At 38.1% G+C, this 17,056-nt stretch carries 21 protein-coding genes and 1 tRNA gene; 9 read left to right on the forward strand and 13 right to left on the reverse strand.

Annotation, left to right across the window (positions count from 1 at the left end):
* Positions 1-13: 13 nt before the first annotated feature.
* The 10 genes from gpmI to ACYVEC_RS01130 form a co-directional block, all read right to left on the reverse strand.
* Complete coding sequence (gpmI, locus tag ACYVEC_RS01085) at positions 14-1,543, reverse strand: 2,3-bisphosphoglycerate-independent phosphoglycerate mutase (RefSeq protein ID WP_001231144.1); 1,530 nt, start codon at positions 1,541-1,543, stop codon at positions 14-16.
* A complete protein-coding gene (gene tpiA, locus ACYVEC_RS01090) occupies positions 1,540-2,295 on the reverse strand; it encodes a triose-phosphate isomerase (protein ID WP_001231043.1) in 756 nt (251 codons plus the stop codon). Before tpiA ends, gpmI begins: the two co-directional genes overlap by 4 nt.
* Before the next feature lie 32 nt (positions 2,296-2,327).
* Positions 2,328-3,512: a phosphoglycerate kinase gene (locus ACYVEC_RS01095; RefSeq protein ID WP_063221767.1), complete on the reverse strand. Its 1,185-nt coding sequence runs from the start codon at positions 3,510-3,512 to the stop codon at positions 2,328-2,330.
* A gap of 139 nt (positions 3,513-3,651) precedes the next feature.
* Complete coding sequence (gene gap, locus ACYVEC_RS01100) at positions 3,652-4,656, reverse strand: type I glyceraldehyde-3-phosphate dehydrogenase (protein WP_000161237.1); 1,005 nt, start codon at positions 4,654-4,656, stop codon at positions 3,652-3,654.
* A 26-nt stretch (positions 4,657-4,682) separates the two neighbouring features.
* The gene (gene cggR, locus ACYVEC_RS01105) at positions 4,683-5,711 is read right to left on the reverse strand and encodes a gapA transcriptional regulator CggR (RefSeq protein WP_001258183.1); all 1,029 of its coding nucleotides are present in this window, start codon (positions 5,709-5,711) and stop codon (positions 4,683-4,685) included.
* A 136-nt stretch (positions 5,712-5,847) separates the two neighbouring features.
* Positions 5,848-6,093 (reverse strand): glutaredoxin family protein, encoded by a 246-nt coding sequence (locus ACYVEC_RS01110; protein WP_063221768.1) that lies wholly within the window; start codon positions 6,091-6,093, stop codon positions 5,848-5,850.
* A gap of 9 nt (positions 6,094-6,102) precedes the next feature.
* The gene (gene rpoN, locus ACYVEC_RS01115) at positions 6,103-7,410 is read right to left on the reverse strand and encodes an RNA polymerase factor sigma-54 (protein ID WP_063221769.1); all 1,308 of its coding nucleotides are present in this window, start codon (positions 7,408-7,410) and stop codon (positions 6,103-6,105) included.
* 468 nt (positions 7,411-7,878) lie between these two features.
* Positions 7,879-8,229, reverse strand: coding sequence for a DUF6572 domain-containing protein (locus ACYVEC_RS01120; RefSeq protein ID WP_063221770.1), 351 nt, complete (start codon positions 8,227-8,229; stop codon positions 7,879-7,881).
* Between the two features lie 91 nt (positions 8,230-8,320).
* Entirely contained in the window at positions 8,321-8,935 is a 615-nt protein-coding gene (locus tag ACYVEC_RS01125) for a pre-toxin TG domain-containing protein (RefSeq protein WP_345799174.1), read from the reverse strand.
* The gene (locus tag ACYVEC_RS01130; RefSeq protein ID WP_231428555.1) at positions 8,922-9,140 is read right to left on the reverse strand and encodes a WXG100 family type VII secretion target; all 219 of its coding nucleotides are present in this window, start codon (positions 9,138-9,140) and stop codon (positions 8,922-8,924) included. Before ACYVEC_RS01130 ends, ACYVEC_RS01125 begins: the two co-directional genes overlap by 14 nt.
* 226 nt (positions 9,141-9,366) lie before the next feature.
* Here ACYVEC_RS01130 and ACYVEC_RS01135 point away from each other — a divergent pair, with 226 nt between their 5' ends.
* Positions 9,367-10,461, forward strand: coding sequence for a response regulator aspartate phosphatase (locus ACYVEC_RS01135; protein ID WP_063221771.1), 1,095 nt, complete (start codon positions 9,367-9,369; stop codon positions 10,459-10,461).
* On the forward strand, positions 10,461-10,766 hold the full coding sequence (locus ACYVEC_RS01140) for a hypothetical protein (protein ID WP_063221772.1): 306 nt from the start codon (positions 10,461-10,463) through the stop codon (positions 10,764-10,766). Before ACYVEC_RS01135 ends, ACYVEC_RS01140 begins: the two co-directional genes overlap by 1 nt.
* Positions 10,767-11,406: 640 nt before the next feature.
* Here the strand turns inward: ACYVEC_RS01140 and ACYVEC_RS01145 are convergent.
* The 3 genes from ACYVEC_RS01145 to ACYVEC_RS01155 form a co-directional block, all read right to left on the reverse strand.
* Positions 11,407-12,153 (reverse strand): tyrosine-type recombinase/integrase, encoded by a 747-nt coding sequence (locus ACYVEC_RS01145; protein WP_231428556.1) that lies wholly within the window; start codon positions 12,151-12,153, stop codon positions 11,407-11,409.
* Between the two features lie 227 nt (positions 12,154-12,380).
* A tRNA-Arg gene (locus ACYVEC_RS01150) sits at positions 12,381-12,456 on the reverse strand.
* A 155-nt stretch (positions 12,457-12,611) separates the two neighbouring features.
* A complete protein-coding gene (locus ACYVEC_RS01155) occupies positions 12,612-12,965 on the reverse strand; it encodes a YxeA family protein (protein ID WP_000734941.1) in 354 nt (117 codons plus the stop codon).
* A gap of 205 nt (positions 12,966-13,170) precedes the next feature.
* On the opposite strand from ACYVEC_RS01155, the gene ACYVEC_RS01160 reads away from it, so the two are divergent.
* From ACYVEC_RS01160 to ACYVEC_RS01190, 7 genes are all read left to right on the forward strand, one after another.
* Positions 13,171-13,377: a DUF1657 domain-containing protein gene (locus ACYVEC_RS01160; protein WP_000216166.1), complete on the forward strand. Its 207-nt coding sequence runs from the start codon at positions 13,171-13,173 to the stop codon at positions 13,375-13,377.
* Positions 13,378-13,470: 93 nt separating this feature from the next.
* Positions 13,471-13,956, forward strand: coding sequence for a YhcN/YlaJ family sporulation lipoprotein (locus ACYVEC_RS01165; RefSeq protein ID WP_001228545.1), 486 nt, complete (start codon positions 13,471-13,473; stop codon positions 13,954-13,956).
* A 30-nt stretch (positions 13,957-13,986) separates the two neighbouring features.
* Positions 13,987-14,463 carry a stage V sporulation protein AC gene (gene spoVAC, locus ACYVEC_RS01170; protein ID WP_000095399.1) on the forward strand — a complete coding sequence of 159 codons (477 nt, stop codon included), beginning with the start codon at positions 13,987-13,989 and terminating at the stop codon, positions 14,461-14,463.
* A complete protein-coding gene (spoVAD, locus tag ACYVEC_RS01175; RefSeq protein ID WP_063221773.1) occupies positions 14,464-15,480 on the forward strand; it encodes a stage V sporulation protein AD in 1,017 nt (338 codons plus the stop codon).
* A complete protein-coding gene (spoVAE, locus tag ACYVEC_RS01180) occupies positions 15,477-15,827 on the forward strand; it encodes a stage V sporulation protein AE (protein ID WP_000575919.1) in 351 nt (116 codons plus the stop codon). Before spoVAD ends, spoVAE begins: the two co-directional genes overlap by 4 nt.
* Positions 15,828-15,838: 11 nt before the next feature.
* Positions 15,839-16,045: a DUF1657 domain-containing protein gene (locus tag ACYVEC_RS01185; protein ID WP_460505392.1), complete on the forward strand. Its 207-nt coding sequence runs from the start codon at positions 15,839-15,841 to the stop codon at positions 16,043-16,045.
* Positions 16,046-16,064: 19 nt separating this feature from the next.
* Positions 16,065-16,934: a DUF421 domain-containing protein gene (locus tag ACYVEC_RS01190; RefSeq protein WP_000018935.1), complete on the forward strand. Its 870-nt coding sequence runs from the start codon at positions 16,065-16,067 to the stop codon at positions 16,932-16,934.
* The last annotated feature ends 122 nt before the right edge of the window (positions 16,935-17,056 follow it).

The raw sequence follows: 17,056 nt of genomic DNA on the forward strand, positions 1-17,056 counted from the left end.
TTATATAAGCAAATTATTTAATAATTGTTTTACCTGTCATTTCTTTCGGTTGTTCCACATTTAAAAGCGTAAGCATTGTTGGGGCGATATCTCCTAAAATACCACCTTCACGAAGCTCTACATCATTTTTTGTAACGATGAAAGGAACCGGGTTAGTTGTATGAGCTGTCATTGGCTCGCCATCAGCAGTTAACTCCTGATCAGCATTACCATGGTCAGCAGTAATAAGTGCTACACCATCTTTTGCAAGAATTGCTTCTACAACTTTTCCTAAACATTCGTCAGTTGCTTCTACTGCTTTAATTGTTGGTTCCATCATCCCAGAATGGCCAACCATATCACAGTTTGCAAAGTTAAGAATGATAACATCATGTTTATCATTTTCGATTTCATTTACTAAAGCGTCCGTTACTTCGTAAATGCTCATTTCAGGTTTCAAGTCATACGTTGCAACCTTCGGTGAGTTAATTAAGATACGCTCTTCTCCTGGGAATTCAGCCTCACGACCACCGCTAAAGAAGAATGTAACGTGCGGATACTTTTCAGTTTCCGCGATGCGAAGTTGCTTTAATCCCGCTTGCGCAACAACTTCACCTAAAGTGTTATCAAGATTCATTGGCTTGAATGCCACGTAACCATCTACAGTTTCACTGAAGTGTGTCATACAAACGAATTCAGGAATGTGAGGTACTTTTTCACCACGATCGAACTCACGGAAATCTTCGTTTGTAAATACACGAGCAATTTGAATTGCACGGTCTGGACGGAAGTTATAGAAGATAACTGCATCATCATCATTGATTGTTGCAACTGGCGTGTTATCTTCGTTAACAATTACAGACGGCAATACGAATTCATCATAGATACCGTTCGCATAAGAGTCTTCTACACACTCTTCTGCTGATTTATAAGTAGGGCCTTCACCATTCACCATAGCACTGTAACATTTTTCAACGCGATCCCAACGCTTGTCACGGTCCATAGAGTAATAACGACCAGAGATAGTCGCGAATTGTCCTACTCCTGTTTCTTTAATTACTTCATTCGTTGCATCGATATAACCTTTTGCTGTTTGTGGTCCAACATCGCGGCCATCTAAGAATGCATGGATATAAACTTTCTCCACGCCTTCTTTTGCTGCTAAGCGAAGAAGAGCAAACATGTGGTTCATGTGACTGTGCACACCACCATCAGAAAGTAAACCGAATAAATGAAGTGCAGTACCTTTTTCTTTTACGCTTTTAATTGCATTTTGGAATGTTTCGTTCTGATCGAACTCACCTTCACGAATTGCAACGTTTACGCGTGTTAAGCTTTGATATACTATGCGGCCAGCACCGATATTTAAGTGACCAACCTCAGAGTTACCCATTTGACCTTCTGGAAGACCTACTTCCTCACCACAAGCTGTAAGCGTTGTATGAGGGAATTTGTTCCAGTAACCATCAAAATTAGGTTTTTTAGCTTGTGCTACAGCATTCCCGTGAGTTTCTTCACGTAGTCCGAAACCGTCAAGGATGATTAAAGCTGTTGGCTTTCTCATTTTACCGCCCCCAGAAGACCTAAGAACGAAGCAGGCTCTAAGCTAGCACCGCCTACTAAAGCGCCGTCGATGTCAGATTGTGCCATATACTCTTTAATGTTTTCTGGTTTTACGCTACCGCCGTATTGAATACGAACAGCTTCTGCAGCTTCTGTAGAAACAGCTTCTGCAACAACTTTACGGATGTGCGCACATACTTCATTTGCATCTGCAGAAGAAGAAGATTTACCTGTACCGATAGCCCAAATTGGCTCATAAGCGATAACAGTTGCTTTAACTTGCTCTTCTGTTAAACCTGCAAGTGCTTTAGTCACTTGACCTGCTACTAGATCAAATGTTTTTCCGCTTTCGCGCTCTTCTAAAGTCTCACCACAACATACGATTGGTGTTAAACCATGCTCAAATGCTGCAAGAGTCTTTTTGTTTACTGATTCGTCTGTTTCAGCAAACATTTCACGACGCTCAGAGTGGCCAAGTACTACGTAGCCTACTTTTAAGTCGCTAAGTGCTACTGGGCTAATTTCGCCAGTGAATGCACCATTTTTTTCGAAGTGCATGTTTTGTGCACCTACTTGTAAGTCAGTTCCTTCAGTTGCTGCTACTAAGCGCTCTAAGAATAGAGCTGGAGAGCAAACTACTGCGTCAACAGCTGAAGCTGCTGGGATTTGACCTTTAACTTCCTCTACGAAGCTAACTGCTTCAGATAGAGTTTTATTCATTTTCCAGTTACCTGCGATAATTGGTTTACGCATGCTTTGCACCGTCCTTTTTCTTTGGCTGCTACTTATTTGTCGTTAAGACAAACTACACCTGGAAGCTCTTTACCTTCCATGAATTCTAATGACGCACCGCCGCCAGTAGAAATGTGGCTCATTTTATCAGCCATACCGAATTTTTCAACAGCTGCTGCAGAGTCACCACCGCCGATAACAGAGTATGTACCTTCTGCATCTGCTAATGCTTGTCCTACTGCTTTTGTACCTTCTGCGAATGGAGTCATTTCGAATACACCCATTGGTCCATTCCATACAACAAGCTTAGAGTTTTTAATTACATCTGCATAAATTTCACGTGTTTTAGGACCGATGTCCACGCCTTCCCAGTTAGAAGGGATAGAGTCGATACCAACGATTTTAGTTGTTGCAGTTTCAGAGAATTCCTCAGTGATTACAACATCAACTGGCATGTAGAAGTTTACGCCTTTTTCTTTTGCAAGTTGCATAAATTCTTTAGCTAGTTCAATCTTGTCGTCTTCACATAGAGATAGACCAATTTCATGACCTAAAGCTTTAACGAATGTGTAAGCAAGTCCGCCACCGATGATTAAGTTATCTACTTTGTCTAATAGATGACGAATTACACCGATTTTATCTTTTACTTTCGCACCACCGATGATAGCTGTGAATGGACGTTCTGGGTTAGAAAGTGCTTTTCCAAGTACATCTAACTCTTTTTCCATTAATAAACCAGATACTGCTGGTAGGTAGTCTGCGATACCTGCTGTAGAAGCATGAGCACGGTGAGCTGCACCGAATGCATCGTTTACGAAGATATCAGCAAGAGCTGCAAATTCTTTCGCAAGTTCTGCATCGTTCTTTTCTTCGCCCGCATAGAAACGTACGTTTTCAAGAACTAATACGTCGCCTTCGTTCATTGCTGCAACCATTTCTTGTGCAACTGGTCCGAATGCTTCGTCCGCTTTTTTAACATCTTTACCAAGAAGCTCGCCTAAACGTGCTGCTACTGGAGTAAGACGTAATTCTTCTACTGCTTGACCTTTTGGACGGCCTAAGTGGCTTGCTAAAATAACTTTCGCACCTTGCTCTACTAAATATTGAATTGTAGGAAGAGCTGCACGGATACGAGTTTCATCTGTAATTTTGCCTTCTTTCATAGGTACGTTGAAGTCAACGCGGCAAAATACACGCTTACCTTTTAAATCTACGTCACGAATTGATTTTTTGTTCATTGGATTTCCCTCCGACTACTAGTTAGGATTGACAAAACCCACTCAAAAGCTTAACACATTTGCTTTTAAAACGAAAGAAGAGAGAGAGGGAACAAACCCTCTCCCTCGTTTTGTCATTGATAACTTATATAATTAAGAATTAAAGACCTTTTGAAGTCATGTAAGCTGCTAAGTCTACTACGCGGTTAGAGTAACCAGTTTCGTTATCGTACCAAGAAAGTACTTTAACCATGTTACCTTCCATTACCATTGTAGATAATGCATCGATTGTAGAAGAAGCTGTACATCCGTTATAGTCGATAGATACTAATGGCTCTTCGCTGTATCCAAGGATACCTTTTAATTCGCCTTCAGAAGCTGCTTTGAATGCTGCGTTTACTTCTTCAACTGTTACTTCTTTGTCAAGTTCAACAACTAAGTCAACAAGAGAAACGTTAGCAGTTGGAACACGTACAGCGCCACCGTTTAATTTACCTTTAAGTTCTGGTAATACTAATGCTACAGCTTTAGCTGCACCAGTAGATGTTGGGATCATGTTTTCAGCTGCTGCACGAGCACGACGTAAATCTTTGTGTGGTAAGTCTAAGATTTGTTGGTCGTTAGTGTAAGAGTGAATTGTTGTCATCATTCCGCGTTTTACGCCGAATTTTTCGTTTAATACTTTAGCGAATGGAGCTAGACAGTTTGTAGTACAAGAAGCGTTAGATACTACGTTGTGGTTAGCTGCATCGTATTGTTCGTGGTTAACACCCATAACTACAGTGATATCTTCGTCAGAAGCTGGAGCTGAGATGATAACTTTCTTAACTGATCCACCTAAGTGTTTTTCAGCGTCTGATTTTTTAGTGAAACGACCAGTAGATTCTACTACTACTTCTACTCCGTAGTCGCTCCATGGTAATTGAGCTGGGTCACGCTCAGCGATAACTTTAATTTCTTTACCGTTAACAACGATGCTGTTTTCGTTAGCAGATACTTCTGCATTTAAAGTTCCGTGAACTGTGTCATATTTTAAAAGGTGAGCTAATGTTTTAGCATCTGTTAAGTCGTTGATTGCTACTACTTCTACCTCAGAGTTGTTAAGAGCTGCGCGGAATACGTTACGTCCGATACGTCCAAATCCATTAATACCAATTTTAGTCATTTGAATTTCCTCCTTGGGGGATTATATTAAAGGGTAATACCCTTTGTTAACTGTTTTGCTGCACCTTCATCTGTAATTAGAATTGAAGTGTGCCCTTGTTTAATTACAGCCTGTATTGCCTTTGCCTTTGAAGAACCTCCAGCGACTGCAACAACGTGAGATACATGTTGTAAATCCTCTAGTTGCATACCAACTGTTCTTACTTTATGAACAACATTTCCTTGTTCATTAAAGTAGTAACCGAAAGCTTCGCCAACTGCTTCACTTGCCTGAATCTTTAACCAATCTGCTTCTGAAGTATTTCTGCGACGTGCCATTGTTAACGCATCACCTATTCCATGAATGACGATATTGGAAGATCGAATCAACTCAAGAACTTCTTTCACGGAAGGCTCTGTCACAATAGACGCATATGCTTCGCTACTAACATGGTCTGGAACATACAACAAGCGATAATTACTCATCGTATTTTGCGCCATTTTGGCACAAATGGTATTGGCTTCTAACTCAACACCTTCTCCAATTCCACCACGCGCTGGGACAAATAGCATATGTAAATCTTTGCAATCAAGCTGCATCATGTCCGCAGCAGCAGCTAGCGTAGTTCCTCCAGCCACAGCAACGATATTATTCGCTGTCAGACGGTCTTTTATACAAGTCACACAAGCACGGCCCATCTCCAGTTTGACCCAAGGTGATTCATCACTATCACCAGGGACAACGAAAACTTCATCCAAGTCTAATGTTTCCTTAAGTTGCTTTTCTAAAACCTTTAACCCGGAAATTTCTTTCATAAAGTCTTCCAAAGCAAGAACTAAAGCTGTTCCTTCTTCTGTCAAAGTCATTCCAGAAGAAGCGACGTGAACTAAGTTTTGTTCTTTCAAAACTTGAACTTCACTTCGCAATACTCGTTCTGTCATACCGAGACTTGCTGATAAGTTTCTTCTTCCAATCGGCTGCATGAGCCTAATGTATTGAAGAATTTGCATTCTCGTTTGCATAACAGGTAGCAGATCAGGTAATAATTTTTTTGTATTCTGAATCCATGAGCGCATATCTTTTCTCCTCACTACATTGGTTCATTTTTCCTCGGTGGTCACTTTACGTCCCGTAGTGACATTTTGTGTCCCACATAGGTTAAAAAAATAATCCCTGCTACGTGTATTATTGTAACAGGAGATAGAAACTTATTCAACTCTTAACTGCATTCTTTATATAGTTTATTATGACACCTTTGTGAATGTTACCATATTCTACTTGTTTTCCGTCTATTTCTACAACCGGAATCATTAAGTGATATTTTTCTAAAAGGTCATTATCTTCATATATATCTATTTCCTCGATTTGAAAAGAATATTCACATTGTACTTCCTGCAAAACTTCTTTTGCCTGCACGCAAAGACCACAATCTTTTTTTGTATACAGTACAACTTTCATCTTCTTCACCTATCCAATCGTTTTTCGTAATGACGAAGCTGGAATATGCATTTGTTCTCTATACTTCGCCACCGTTCTTCGAGAAATAACGATTTCATGCTCTTCTTCTAATAATTTTGAAATCTTTTGATCTGAAAGTGGCTTTTTCTTATTCTCTGCCTCAACAAGCGTTTGAATAAACTGTTTTACACGTTTTGTAGAAACTGCTTCATCTTCAGTCGTTGAAACAGCATTACTAAAGAACGATTTCATCTCAAATAAACCATGTGGTGTTTGCACATATTTATTTCGCGTTGCACGACTAATTGTAGATTCATGCACACTTAACTCTTCCGCCACCTCTTTTAAAGCAAGCGGTTTTAAATACGCTGGACCTTCCCAAAAGAAATCACGTTGTTTTTCCATAATAATAGTCATTACTTGCAGCAATGTCTGTTTTCTCTGTTTCAAACTGCGCATGATCCACTGCACATGCTGATACTTTTCTGATACGTAAGATGCTACTTCACTTTCGCTATTATTAAGAAGCGCACTATACTCAGAATGAATTTCAATTCTTGGCATATTTCTCTCATTCATCTGTAAAACGAGACGATCGCCATCTTTTTTCACCGCCATATCAGGCACAATATAAAGTGGTTTATCAGAAGAAAACGCAAGACCTGGTTTTGGTTGTAATGACGTTATACAATTTACCGCATCCTGCAATTCTTCATTACTACACTTCAACACTTGAACAAGCTTTCGCCAATCTTTCTTCACGAAATAAGCGAAATGATCTTCCACAACCTCTTCTGCTAATCCATTTCGTCTTTGTAAGCGCTTCAATTGCAAAGTTAGACATTCCTGAATATTACGCGCGCCTACCCCTGCTGGCTCGAGTGATTGGACAAGCTCTACAGAGCGGTCAACTACATGAAGCGGTGCGGAAAGGAGGCTTGCTAACTCCTCGTTCGTTTCTTGTAAATATCCATTTCCATCCATGTTCATAATAATGAAAGAAGCTGCTTTTCGCTCTTCTTCCTCTATTTTATAATACTGTATTTGATTTAATAAATGTTGCTGAATCGTTGTAGAATCCACACTGTAGATTTCCATCTGATTCTCGACTTGTTTGCTGGTACTTTTACTTGTGTTAGAGCTCTTTTTCTTCTCCCTCTCAAAACCACCTAACTCAATAAGGGGATTCTCTAACGATTGCTCATACAAAAACTCCGATAATTCTTGTACATTATACTGGAGCATTGTAATCGCTTGCCTTAACTCTTGTGTCATTGCCAAACGTAAGCTTTGTTCTTGTAAAAGACTTGCCTTCAAACTAATCTCCCCCTTGTTTCTATTGTACAATAAGTTTGGTAAAAGGAGAATGCTATCACAGACACCCATTCCAAAATATTATTAATTTATATGTATTAATGAGATTTACAACTTACAACCGAAATTTGAATAATATTGAAAGAAAATATTAAGGTTAAAAAATTATTATCAAGTACTAATAGTAAATCTTATCACTAGATATAACAAGAGAGAAATAAAAAAAGTCCTAACCTACAAAACGTAAGTTAAGACTTTTTGACGCGCCCAGAGAGATTCGAACCCCCGGCAGACGTGGTACCGGAAACCAAACGGTAACTGCTGTTTAAAATTATTAATAAAATCAAGGTTTTACCTTGTACGTAATTTAGAAATGATATTTTTAGACATGAACATACAACGTTATGTATGCTAAACTATTTCGATTATAAAATCGCTTGCGTACTTTTTTCAATATTAATTTCATTTCGGTTATTCTTCTACACTTCCCACTTCTTCAGATGGTTCATATATGTATTGGAATCCGTAACCAGCTTTCATAATGATTCCCTCAACATTTTCAAGAAATTCTTCACCATATTCAGTACAACGGTATTTTCCATGTATTTTTATAACAAATTGTCGCCCTTTAGAATCGGGGTACATCTCATATATCGCCCCACTTTCTATAAATCCTAAGTAAGCGTAAATTTTTTCTATCAATAATGAAACATGTTCTTCTTCATCTTCCCAATTTTCTTCATCTGCAATAATAAGTTGGACATAACCCGTTTCTTTTTCAACAGCTAATAAGTCTATCTGTTCTAACTCTCTTAAAGACATATGTACACCCCTTCTTATTGTTTACGTACTACTTCAACTTTAGTTGGTGGTATTTCAGTACCTCCAGTTAATGCTGGCTTGCCTTTCCCTTTCACAACCGCACCGAATTCTTCAATTTCAGGAAAAGCAGCTTTTGATTTTTAGTTAAAGGTGCTTTTAAAGACACTTTGGCTTCGTATAAATCAATTTTACCTTTCACTTTATCAATTGCAGCTAAATCAACCCTAGTTCTTATACCGCTAGGTGTTTCTAAGGTTAATTGCTTTACCACTGTTTCATAATCTCCTGTGCCCTCTAAGTTTGATTTCAATTCGGCTTCAAACTTATCTCCTGACGTTCTATTAATAGCTGCCTGCTTTTGTCTCTTTGCTTTCAATAACGCAGCAGCTTCTTGCATTTCCTTTTTTGCTGCATCAGCTTTATCTAAGGCTTTTGCAACTTTAGGTATTTTCCCTAACTTACCTACTTGAAGCATACTTCCAACAACCATGACACCAGCAACCGACCTATCAAACCACCTCACTTTTTCACCAGTAGAAGGGTCAATACCGTCAACCGCACGGGAAGCGTCATAAGCCCCTGAAAGTTCTCCTGTTATGTCTGTCCACATTTTAGATTGAATGCGTGCTTCCATCGCTTTCTGTTCTTCTTCATCAACTTTACGGAATTTTTCAGCCGCCTTTTCAAGCCCTTCAGCAATTATCAAATTCCATTAAAACAGTGAACATTTTCGGCTTCGCTTCATTAAACATTTGATAGAAGCGTTGACTTGTCGCCCCTGTCCACTGTGACGCTATATATTCAGTTTGATTAACTAAATCTTTATGTATCTGTTCTAAGTAGTTACGTGAATCCTTGACATTCTTTGCCGTCTGTTCCAATTGTTCAGGCGTTACCTTTATTTGCGTCATAACATCCCTTCTTTATACAGTATTTCACAAGAAAATTATACCATGTTAACTTATTTTTCTATGCTAATTATTTGAATTTACTAAACAGATAAAATGAATACGATTAGTTACATAATTGAAAATATAATTGTCAAACAAATGTTGAGAAATATCGAAATTCAATTTCCATTATATTCTATTCTTGCTATCATTTAATGTAAGACTATTCAGAAAAGGAAGGGATTATATGCATGTTCCAGTGAAGGGGAATGAAAAGGTTACAAAGTTACTTAATGACTGGTATCAAGCTATACTACAACATCAAAGTATACAAGCAACAAACTTAAAACAAGAAGTTGAAGATAAGCTTTCCAGTATAAAAGAAGATAAAAATTTATTATTATACTATTCATTATTAAACTTTAGATATGAAATGCTGACAGATGGATTTAACATTACAAAAGATAGCTTTAATGAAATTAACTCCTTTGATGTACCTGATAGCGGCTTTTTATCCTATTATTATCACTTCTTTAAAGGCATTCATGAAGCCATGATTTCTAATTACACTAAAGCTAGAGAAGAATTTGAACAAGCGGAAAAACTTTTAATGTACGTACTGAATGAATTAGAGGAAGCTGAATTTAATTACCGCATTGCTTCATTTCACTATCAAACATACCAACCTTTAGTTGCAATTCAATATGTAACGAAGGCAAAAGATATCTTTTCTAAACATACGGGATATGAAGTTAATGTCGCTTCCTGTAACAATGTTTATGGGCTATCCTGCATAGATTTAAGACAATTTGAACAAGCGGAAATCAATCTAAATTGTGCGTTAGATATTCTACAAAAACACAATGAAGAATCTCTAGTCCTTAGAGTACGACACAACTTAGCGTGGTTATACGCGAATCAAAATCTTTCAAATTTAGCAATTCGACATGTATCCGAAGTGACAAAAAAGAACCCCAAACATTTCAAAGCTATTTTTGTAGAAGCACGTGAGTATTATAAATTAGGCGAACATACTCTTGCCGAAGAATTGATTGAAAACGGTCTACGTATTTGTAATGAACTTGAAAACAAAGAACTTCTACCTCATTTTACGATTCTAAAAGAACTAAATAATAAAACTTCCGCATTATCTTTAGAAAAAGTAATTTTAAAAGGGATTTCTTACTTTAAAAAAGAAAAACTATGGGATTGCGTGCAAGAATACACTGAAATTTTAGCAAATGCATTCTATCAAGAAGAAAATCATGTACAAGCTAGTAAGTATTTTTATATGAGTAATGAAGCAAGGAGAAAATATGAAGAAAAAGGGGCGTTAAAGTAATGAAAAAGATTGGATTAACAATAGTTGGATTATCCGTATTAGGAATTACGTCTTTAGGATTAGGACATACAAATGAAATAGTAAAAACGAAACAAAAACTAATAGCAGTAAATATAGGCGATACCTGGTCACCACAAAGACCAGATTTAGCAGTAAATATAGGCGATGGCAGCGGTGCACCTGAATATACACATGGAGAAGGTTGGTCTCCATCTTACACACACGGGGAACCTTGGGGTATAGCTGACGGTAATACTGGTGCACCTGCTTACGACCACGGACGACCACCAGGACCACAAGCTTAATTGTTTCATAAACAAGGCCATACTACTTGTATGGCTTTTTTCTTTATTTTAGTTACTTAAGTCCTACATTTCACTTTAATTATCTTTATTCTACTTATTACTTCCTTCATTTAACCTTATATAGGTTTAAACTACTTTAAATTACTTTATATTGTCCTACAGATTAGTAACGAAAAGGATTGTCATTTCAGACACATATATTATAAAGTATAGACAGATAATCTGTTCTTATTTTAGTAATGTGCAGATTGCCTTTTACTAAAACCTAGAATGAATTGTCAGATAACGCTAACATACAAAAAATAATAAAAAAATTATTTAGACCCTGTTCCCCCTATATTACATACCCCGCCCCCCTGGTGTACGGGTCGCTTTGAAAGGTTCACTAAAAAATGGCCCTAAATGACATGCTATAGATAGCGCCATATATACTCCTACCCTACGTCCTCTACTAGTCATCAATAACACATCGAACGGAACACGCTGTTCGTATCGTGTCGTAACGCTGTACACACACATCACACACACATACACAATGCACCAACCATGCACCATCACACACTATGTATGTACACCACGCCGTGACATCACCTACTGCAACGCATACCACTGCTGCACATATATATCTATCACCTTACCTTTACCACGAATTGGTGCCATATACTAAAGGTTCACCAAACGAATTAACGAATACAGCCATTCCCAACCCTTCAAAATACTCTCCTGTTTCTGTTACTAATTGGGCCAACTCATTTTGAACCTTTTTAGACATTGGAATTACCCTACTTTTTCGGTTCTTGTTTTTTCTGCCAGGTAATAAAATAACGCCATTATCAAAATCAACGTCATTGATTTCTAATGTATTGACTTCGTTGATACGCAAGCCGCATTTAAGCATTACCAGCATAGCTACATAATCTCTATAACCCGCATAAGAAGTTTTATCAATCATCGCGAATAGGCGTTTTATTTGATTGTCGGTCAAAGTATAAATTTTTTGTTCATCTACCTTTAACTTTCTAACCCCCAACACAGGATTATTTTCAATAACCGTTTCTTTTTCCAAACGATTAAAAATTGCCCTAATAGCAGATAAGCGAATATTAACTGTCACAGGCGATAACTTTCTTTCTTTTAGCAGCTGATTCACATACTTCCTTATGTCCTCTTTCGTAACATCTGTAATTAGCTGGCGGTCAATTATCTTAATAAACTCCGCCCAAAACATCCTATAATCGCTTATAGTCCGTTCTCTGTACCCTTCAGCTACATAAATGTCCATTACACGTTCTAAAGCCCTATTAACAGTAATAGACGGCTTATATAGGACAATATCCGTATCAACATCACGACGCTTTCCAACGGCACGACGCTTAATTCTTTTCATAGCAAAAAACCCCCTGTACACGATTATTTCTAATCACATACAAGGGGCTGCCTTAGATTTACTATTAATTTTCAACACGTTCTTCACGCTGTTACGTGCTACTTACTTAATACACTTTTCCTTTCCACTTCTAAATGGAACGCGTCACAATAACACTAAATGTATGACGGTTATCTAAAAGCTTTCGTAAAAGAATGTGACTATAGTAAGGCTGTAACAATATATAACGCGCCCAGAGGGATTCGAACCCCCGGCAGACGTGGTACCGGAAACCACCGCTCTATCCGACTGAGCTATGGGCGCATGATTATAAAATATACTTCATTTTCTCTCCATAATAATAGCAATAAAAACCATTTAAATCAATAAAAACTCTTTGATAGCACATTGTATATACGCTATTTCCCGCATAAAAGCGCCCCCTATTTTCTACATTTAGGAGGCAATTCTTAACGGTCTTATTTATCTAGTTTCTCTTTAATCTCTTTTGGAATTTCATCCGGTTGTACTTCTTGGTATGTTTCGATATACTCACCTTTCGTTTTAACCTTTACATATGCTCCCTCTCTAAGCCCACGAGGTGCATAAAACTTAACATCTCTTCCTTCACCTGAAGCGTAGTAACCAGTAAGTTTATAGTCTCCAGCTACCTCTCCAACTGTAGATAGTCGGCCAGATTCTTTCGCTTTTACATATACAAAGTCTTCTTTCACAAGCGGATTATATCTATCAGTCACCTCATTATGAGAAAAGCTTGCCACACCAATAACTAATATAAAAAGTCCAATTAAACCTAATAATAACTTCTTCATTTTTCTCTCCTTCAAATGTCCTTTTACCTTGCTTTACTTTCTTTATTCTAGGAGAAAAAGTTTTTTTCCACTATCGCTTATCCTTACATATTCATTACAAAATTGTAATTTCAAAATGATACATCCCTAAAATTCCCAATCATAAATTCACCCCAACTCACAAATTATAATCTTTGAATTGATATTCCAAAGGGGGCTTCATTCAATGACTGTAATTACGAAACTAAAGCAAACTGTTTCTGGATTAAAAAGCGCACAAGCTAGCTTAGAGGGATTCGCTCTTGATACGGATAACCAACAAGCAAAGCAACTTTTCCAAACAGCTGCGCAGCAAACACAAACGATTATCGATTCTTTAAACCCACGTGTTGAAGAAGTCCAACAAGAAGAACCACAATACTCACAGCAATAACGGATTCGTCATGCTGTGAAATAGAAAAAGGATGATATGCAATCATCCTTTTTCTATCACATTACATATTGCAATAGAAATGGAATGATAATTATGCGAAAACTCGGCCTCATAACCGCATTATTTGCCCTTCTATTTAGCTCTTTTACCGGATGTGATAATAGTCCCTTAGATAAAAAAGTGAAAGAAGAAGCAAAACGAACGGAGAAAGAGAAAGGTCCCAAATTAACAAAGACAAGTACGGAATCCTTTAATCAATCTATATCACAAGGAGCCAAAAAAAGAGCTCTCGCTATGGATGAAATTATAAAAAGCACAGCAGTAAATTCAAATTTAGATCTCTACATAGCAGTTACACCGGAGCATCACGAAAGGTTTGGATTAAAACCTCTTCGTAAGAAGCTTCAAAAGCAGCTAAGTGATGAGCATCCTACTTTCGATGTTCGTGTCAGTACAGATAAAAAAATCTTTATGTTACTCGAAAAACTCGAAAGAAAAATTAAGGAAAAAGAAGTATCTAAAGATGAAATTAATAAACAATTAAAATTCATTGGGAAAAAAATGGAGTCTAACACTTAACGCTTTTTTTTAAGAAAAGGAAGGATCGCAATGTCTAGTAAAGATAAAAACTTAACCCCTGTGCAACAGGAGTATAAAAAATTCGAACAAGAACGAGAACCGAAGCGCCCTGTCTTGAAAAATTGTATAAAAGCCTTTTTCGTCGGTGGTTTTATTTGCTTCATCGGACAACTCATTTCTACATTTTATATCACATATTTTGATTTCACCGAGCGTTCAGCGGGAAATCCAACAGTCGCAACTCTTATTTTCATCTCCATGTTACTAACTGGATTTGGTATATACGATCGTTTTGGACAGTTTGCTGGAGCAGGCACAGCTGTACCTGTCACTGGATTTGGTAACTCTGTTATTGCCGCATGTATCGAACACCGAACAGAGGGATTTGTCCTCGGTGTTGGCGGTAACATGTTTAAATTAGCTGGTTCTGTTATTTTATTTGGTGTATTTTCCGCTTTCGTCATCGCACTTATTAAAACGATTCTCGTTCAATGGGGAGGGCTATAAATGTTACAAGGACACCGAACATGGGTATTTGAAAACAAACCAGTTATTATTTCGACGGGAGTCGTTGGCGGGCCGTTTGAAGCTAAAGGAAAAATTCCAGAAGACTTCGATACCCTCCATGAAGATTTATGGCTCGGACAAGATTCCTATGAAAAAGCACATAAAATTTTGTTCGAAGAGGCTTGTAGCCGCGCTACTGAAAAAGCAAAACTTCGTAAAGATGATATTCAATTTGTACTCGCAGGCGATTTAATTAATCAAATTACCCCTACAAGCTTTGCTTGCCGTACACTGGGCACTCCTTATCTCGGACTATTCGGCGCTTGTTCTACTTCTATGGAAGGTTTAGCACTTGGAGCAAGTATCGTAAATGCAAAAGGCGCAAAATATTTATTAACCGGTGCATCAAGCCATAATACAGCTGTGGAAAAACAGTTCCGCTATCCTACCGAATATGGCGGGCAAAAACCCCCTACCGCGCAGTGGACAGTAACCGGAGCAGGAGCCGCTATTTTAAGCGATACGGGACACGGTCCTAGGGTAACATCTGCCACAATCGGACGAGTGGTTGATATGGGATTAACGGATCCGTTTAATATGGGAGGTGCAATGGCTCCAGCTGCCGTTGATACAATTGAAGCCCATTTACGCGAACGCCAAATTGATGCCTCTTACTACGATTTAATCGTAACAGGCGACCTCGGACATGTCGGTCGCGAAATCGCTTATGACTTACTACATAAACACGGAACAAAAGTAACGAGCGAACAGTTTCAAGATTGTGGGTTACTCATTTATAGAGAAGGGCAACCTGTTATCGCTGGTGCTAGCGGACCAGGATGCTCTGCAACAGTCGTATACGGTCACTTATTAAACCGAATGAAAAGAGGAGAGTTTAAAAAAATACTTGTCGTTGCGACAGGCGCCTTGCTATCTCCACTTACATTCCAACAAGAAGAAACGATTCCGTGTATCGCTCATGCCGTTTCGATTGAATTTGGAGGTGCAATGCAATGATTTTTTTCTGGGCTTTCGTCATTGGTGGACTCATATGTGTAATCGGGCAACTTATGTTTGATGTCGGCAAGCTAACACCAGCTCATACAATGGCAACACTCGTTGTTGCCGGAGCTATATTAGATGGATTCAATTTGTATGAACCATTAATTGACTTCGCTGGAGCTGGGGCAACCGTACCTATTACAAGCTTCGGTAATGCCCTCGTTCACGGTGCAATGGAAGAAGCTGCAAAACATGGCATCGTTGGCGTCATTACTGGCATGTTTAAAGTAACGAGCGCCGGTGTGTCCGCAGCTATTATTTTCGGCTTCATTGGCGCATTGCTATTCAAACCGAAAGGATAAGGGGTGTTTATATGACTGTTATCGCTAGCGTAAAAACTTGCCTTGCTAGTATGAGGGGTGCTCAAGCAAGTTTAAGCTCTCTTTCGCTAAATTCCACAGATGACGAAGCAAAACGCGTATTTCATGAATGTATGTTAGAAATGGACAGTGTCATCGCTGATTTAAAGGATAGAGTTTCAGTATTAGAACGTGAAGAACCTCAATATAAAGGGTTTTAAGTAGACTGGAGGAATGACTATGTCTCACCTGCCGGAATGGACACTTGTCATTCTTCGCTCTGTATTCATATTAATCATTTTATTCACTATTACAAAATGCTTAGGAAAAAGGCAAATCTCCCAACTTTCCTTTTTTGAATACATAGCAGGAATGACAATCGGTGATATCGCCGCTCAAATAGCTACAGGGCTTGATCAAAAGTTTTTCCATGGTGTCTTTGCCATACTTATTTTCGCCTCAGTACCCTTTTTTGTCGGAATTCTCTCCCTAAAAAACAAAACTGCTAGAGATTTTTTTGAAGGGAAGTCTACAGTGTTAATAAAAGATGGCAAAGTACTTGAGGATAATTTAAAACAAGAAAAATATACAAGTGATGAGTTACTTGAACTTCTTAGAGGAAATGGTGCATTCAGTATAGCTGAAGTCGAATTTGCTGTCTTAGAACCAAGCGGAGAATTAAATGTATTATTAAAGAAAGATTCTCAGCCCCTTACTGCAAAAGATCTCGGTTTAAAAGTGCCGAATGAAAAAGAACCGCAAACTGTTATTATGGATGGCAATGTACTAGATGAACCTCTTTCAGCAAGCGGGCATAACCGCGCTTGGTTGCATTCCGAACTAGAAAAGCTCGGTGTTGTTATTGAAAATGTCTTTCTCGGTCAAGTGGATTCATACGGACAACTTACTATCGACATTTATAATGACAAACTACAAATGCCTTCTCCTCAAAACAAACCTTTATTATTAGCATCTTTAAAAAAATGTCATGCTGATCTTGAACTATTTTCCTTAGAAACAAAGTCGAAATCAGCAAGCGAAATGTATAGTAAAAACGCGAAACAAATTGAAAAGATTTTAAATAAAGTAACCTATCTTTTAAAAGAATAACTCTCGAAAGAACGCTTCAGTAAAAAGGCGTTCTTTTCTTTTTTCTACAGGTTTCATAACGTTTAAATTTATGTAATTCGGTTATGATGTTGAAGATACATAAGCAGGGAATTTCAAAAACA

Source organism: Bacillus sp. MN7755, from assembly GCF_054771475.1.

Bases quoted from the DNA above. Each gene is read 5' to 3' on its own strand.
- gpmI (WP_001231144.1), bottom strand. From the start codon at position 1,543: ATGAGAAAGCCAACAGCTTTAATCATCCTTGACGGTTTCGGACTACGT.
- tpiA (WP_001231043.1), bottom strand. From the start codon at position 2,295: ATGCGTAAACCAATTATCGCAGGTAACTGGAAAATGAATAAAACTCTA.
- ACYVEC_RS01095 (WP_063221767.1), bottom strand. From the start codon at position 3,512: ATGAACAAAAAATCAATTCGTGACGTAGATTTAAAAGGTAAGCGTGTA.
- gap (WP_000161237.1), bottom strand. From the start codon at position 4,656: ATGACTAAAATTGGTATTAATGGATTTGGACGTATCGGACGTAACGTA.
- cggR (WP_001258183.1), bottom strand. From the start codon at position 5,711: ATGCGCTCATGGATTCAGAATACAAAAAAATTATTACCTGATCTGCTA.
- ACYVEC_RS01110 (WP_063221768.1), bottom strand. From the start codon at position 6,093: ATGAAAGTTGTACTGTATACAAAAAAAGATTGTGGTCTTTGCGTGCAG.
- ACYVEC_RS01120 (WP_063221770.1), bottom strand. From the start codon at position 8,229: ATGTCTTTAAGAGAGTTAGAACAGATAGACTTATTAGCTGTTGAAAAA.
- ACYVEC_RS01130 (WP_231428555.1), bottom strand. From the start codon at position 9,140: ATGACGCAAATAAAGGTAACGCCTGAACAATTGGAACAGACGGCAAAG.
- ACYVEC_RS01135 (WP_063221771.1), top strand. From the start codon at position 9,367: ATGCATGTTCCAGTGAAGGGGAATGAAAAGGTTACAAAGTTACTTAAT.
- ACYVEC_RS01140 (WP_063221772.1), top strand. From the start codon at position 10,461: ATGAAAAAGATTGGATTAACAATAGTTGGATTATCCGTATTAGGAATT.
- ACYVEC_RS01145 (WP_231428556.1), bottom strand. From the start codon at position 12,153: ATGAAAAGAATTAAGCGTCGTGCCGTTGGAAAGCGTCGTGATGTTGAT.
- ACYVEC_RS01155 (WP_000734941.1), bottom strand. From the start codon at position 12,965: ATGAAGAAGTTATTATTAGGTTTAATTGGACTTTTTATATTAGTTATT.
- ACYVEC_RS01160 (WP_000216166.1), top strand. From the start codon at position 13,171: ATGACTGTAATTACGAAACTAAAGCAAACTGTTTCTGGATTAAAAAGC.
- ACYVEC_RS01165 (WP_001228545.1), top strand. From the start codon at position 13,471: ATGCGAAAACTCGGCCTCATAACCGCATTATTTGCCCTTCTATTTAGC.
- spoVAC (WP_000095399.1), top strand. From the start codon at position 13,987: ATGTCTAGTAAAGATAAAAACTTAACCCCTGTGCAACAGGAGTATAAA.
- spoVAD (WP_063221773.1), top strand. From the start codon at position 14,464: ATGTTACAAGGACACCGAACATGGGTATTTGAAAACAAACCAGTTATT.
- spoVAE (WP_000575919.1), top strand. From the start codon at position 15,477: ATGATTTTTTTCTGGGCTTTCGTCATTGGTGGACTCATATGTGTAATC.
- ACYVEC_RS01185 (WP_460505392.1), top strand. From the start codon at position 15,839: ATGACTGTTATCGCTAGCGTAAAAACTTGCCTTGCTAGTATGAGGGGT.
- ACYVEC_RS01190 (WP_000018935.1), top strand. From the start codon at position 16,065: ATGTCTCACCTGCCGGAATGGACACTTGTCATTCTTCGCTCTGTATTC.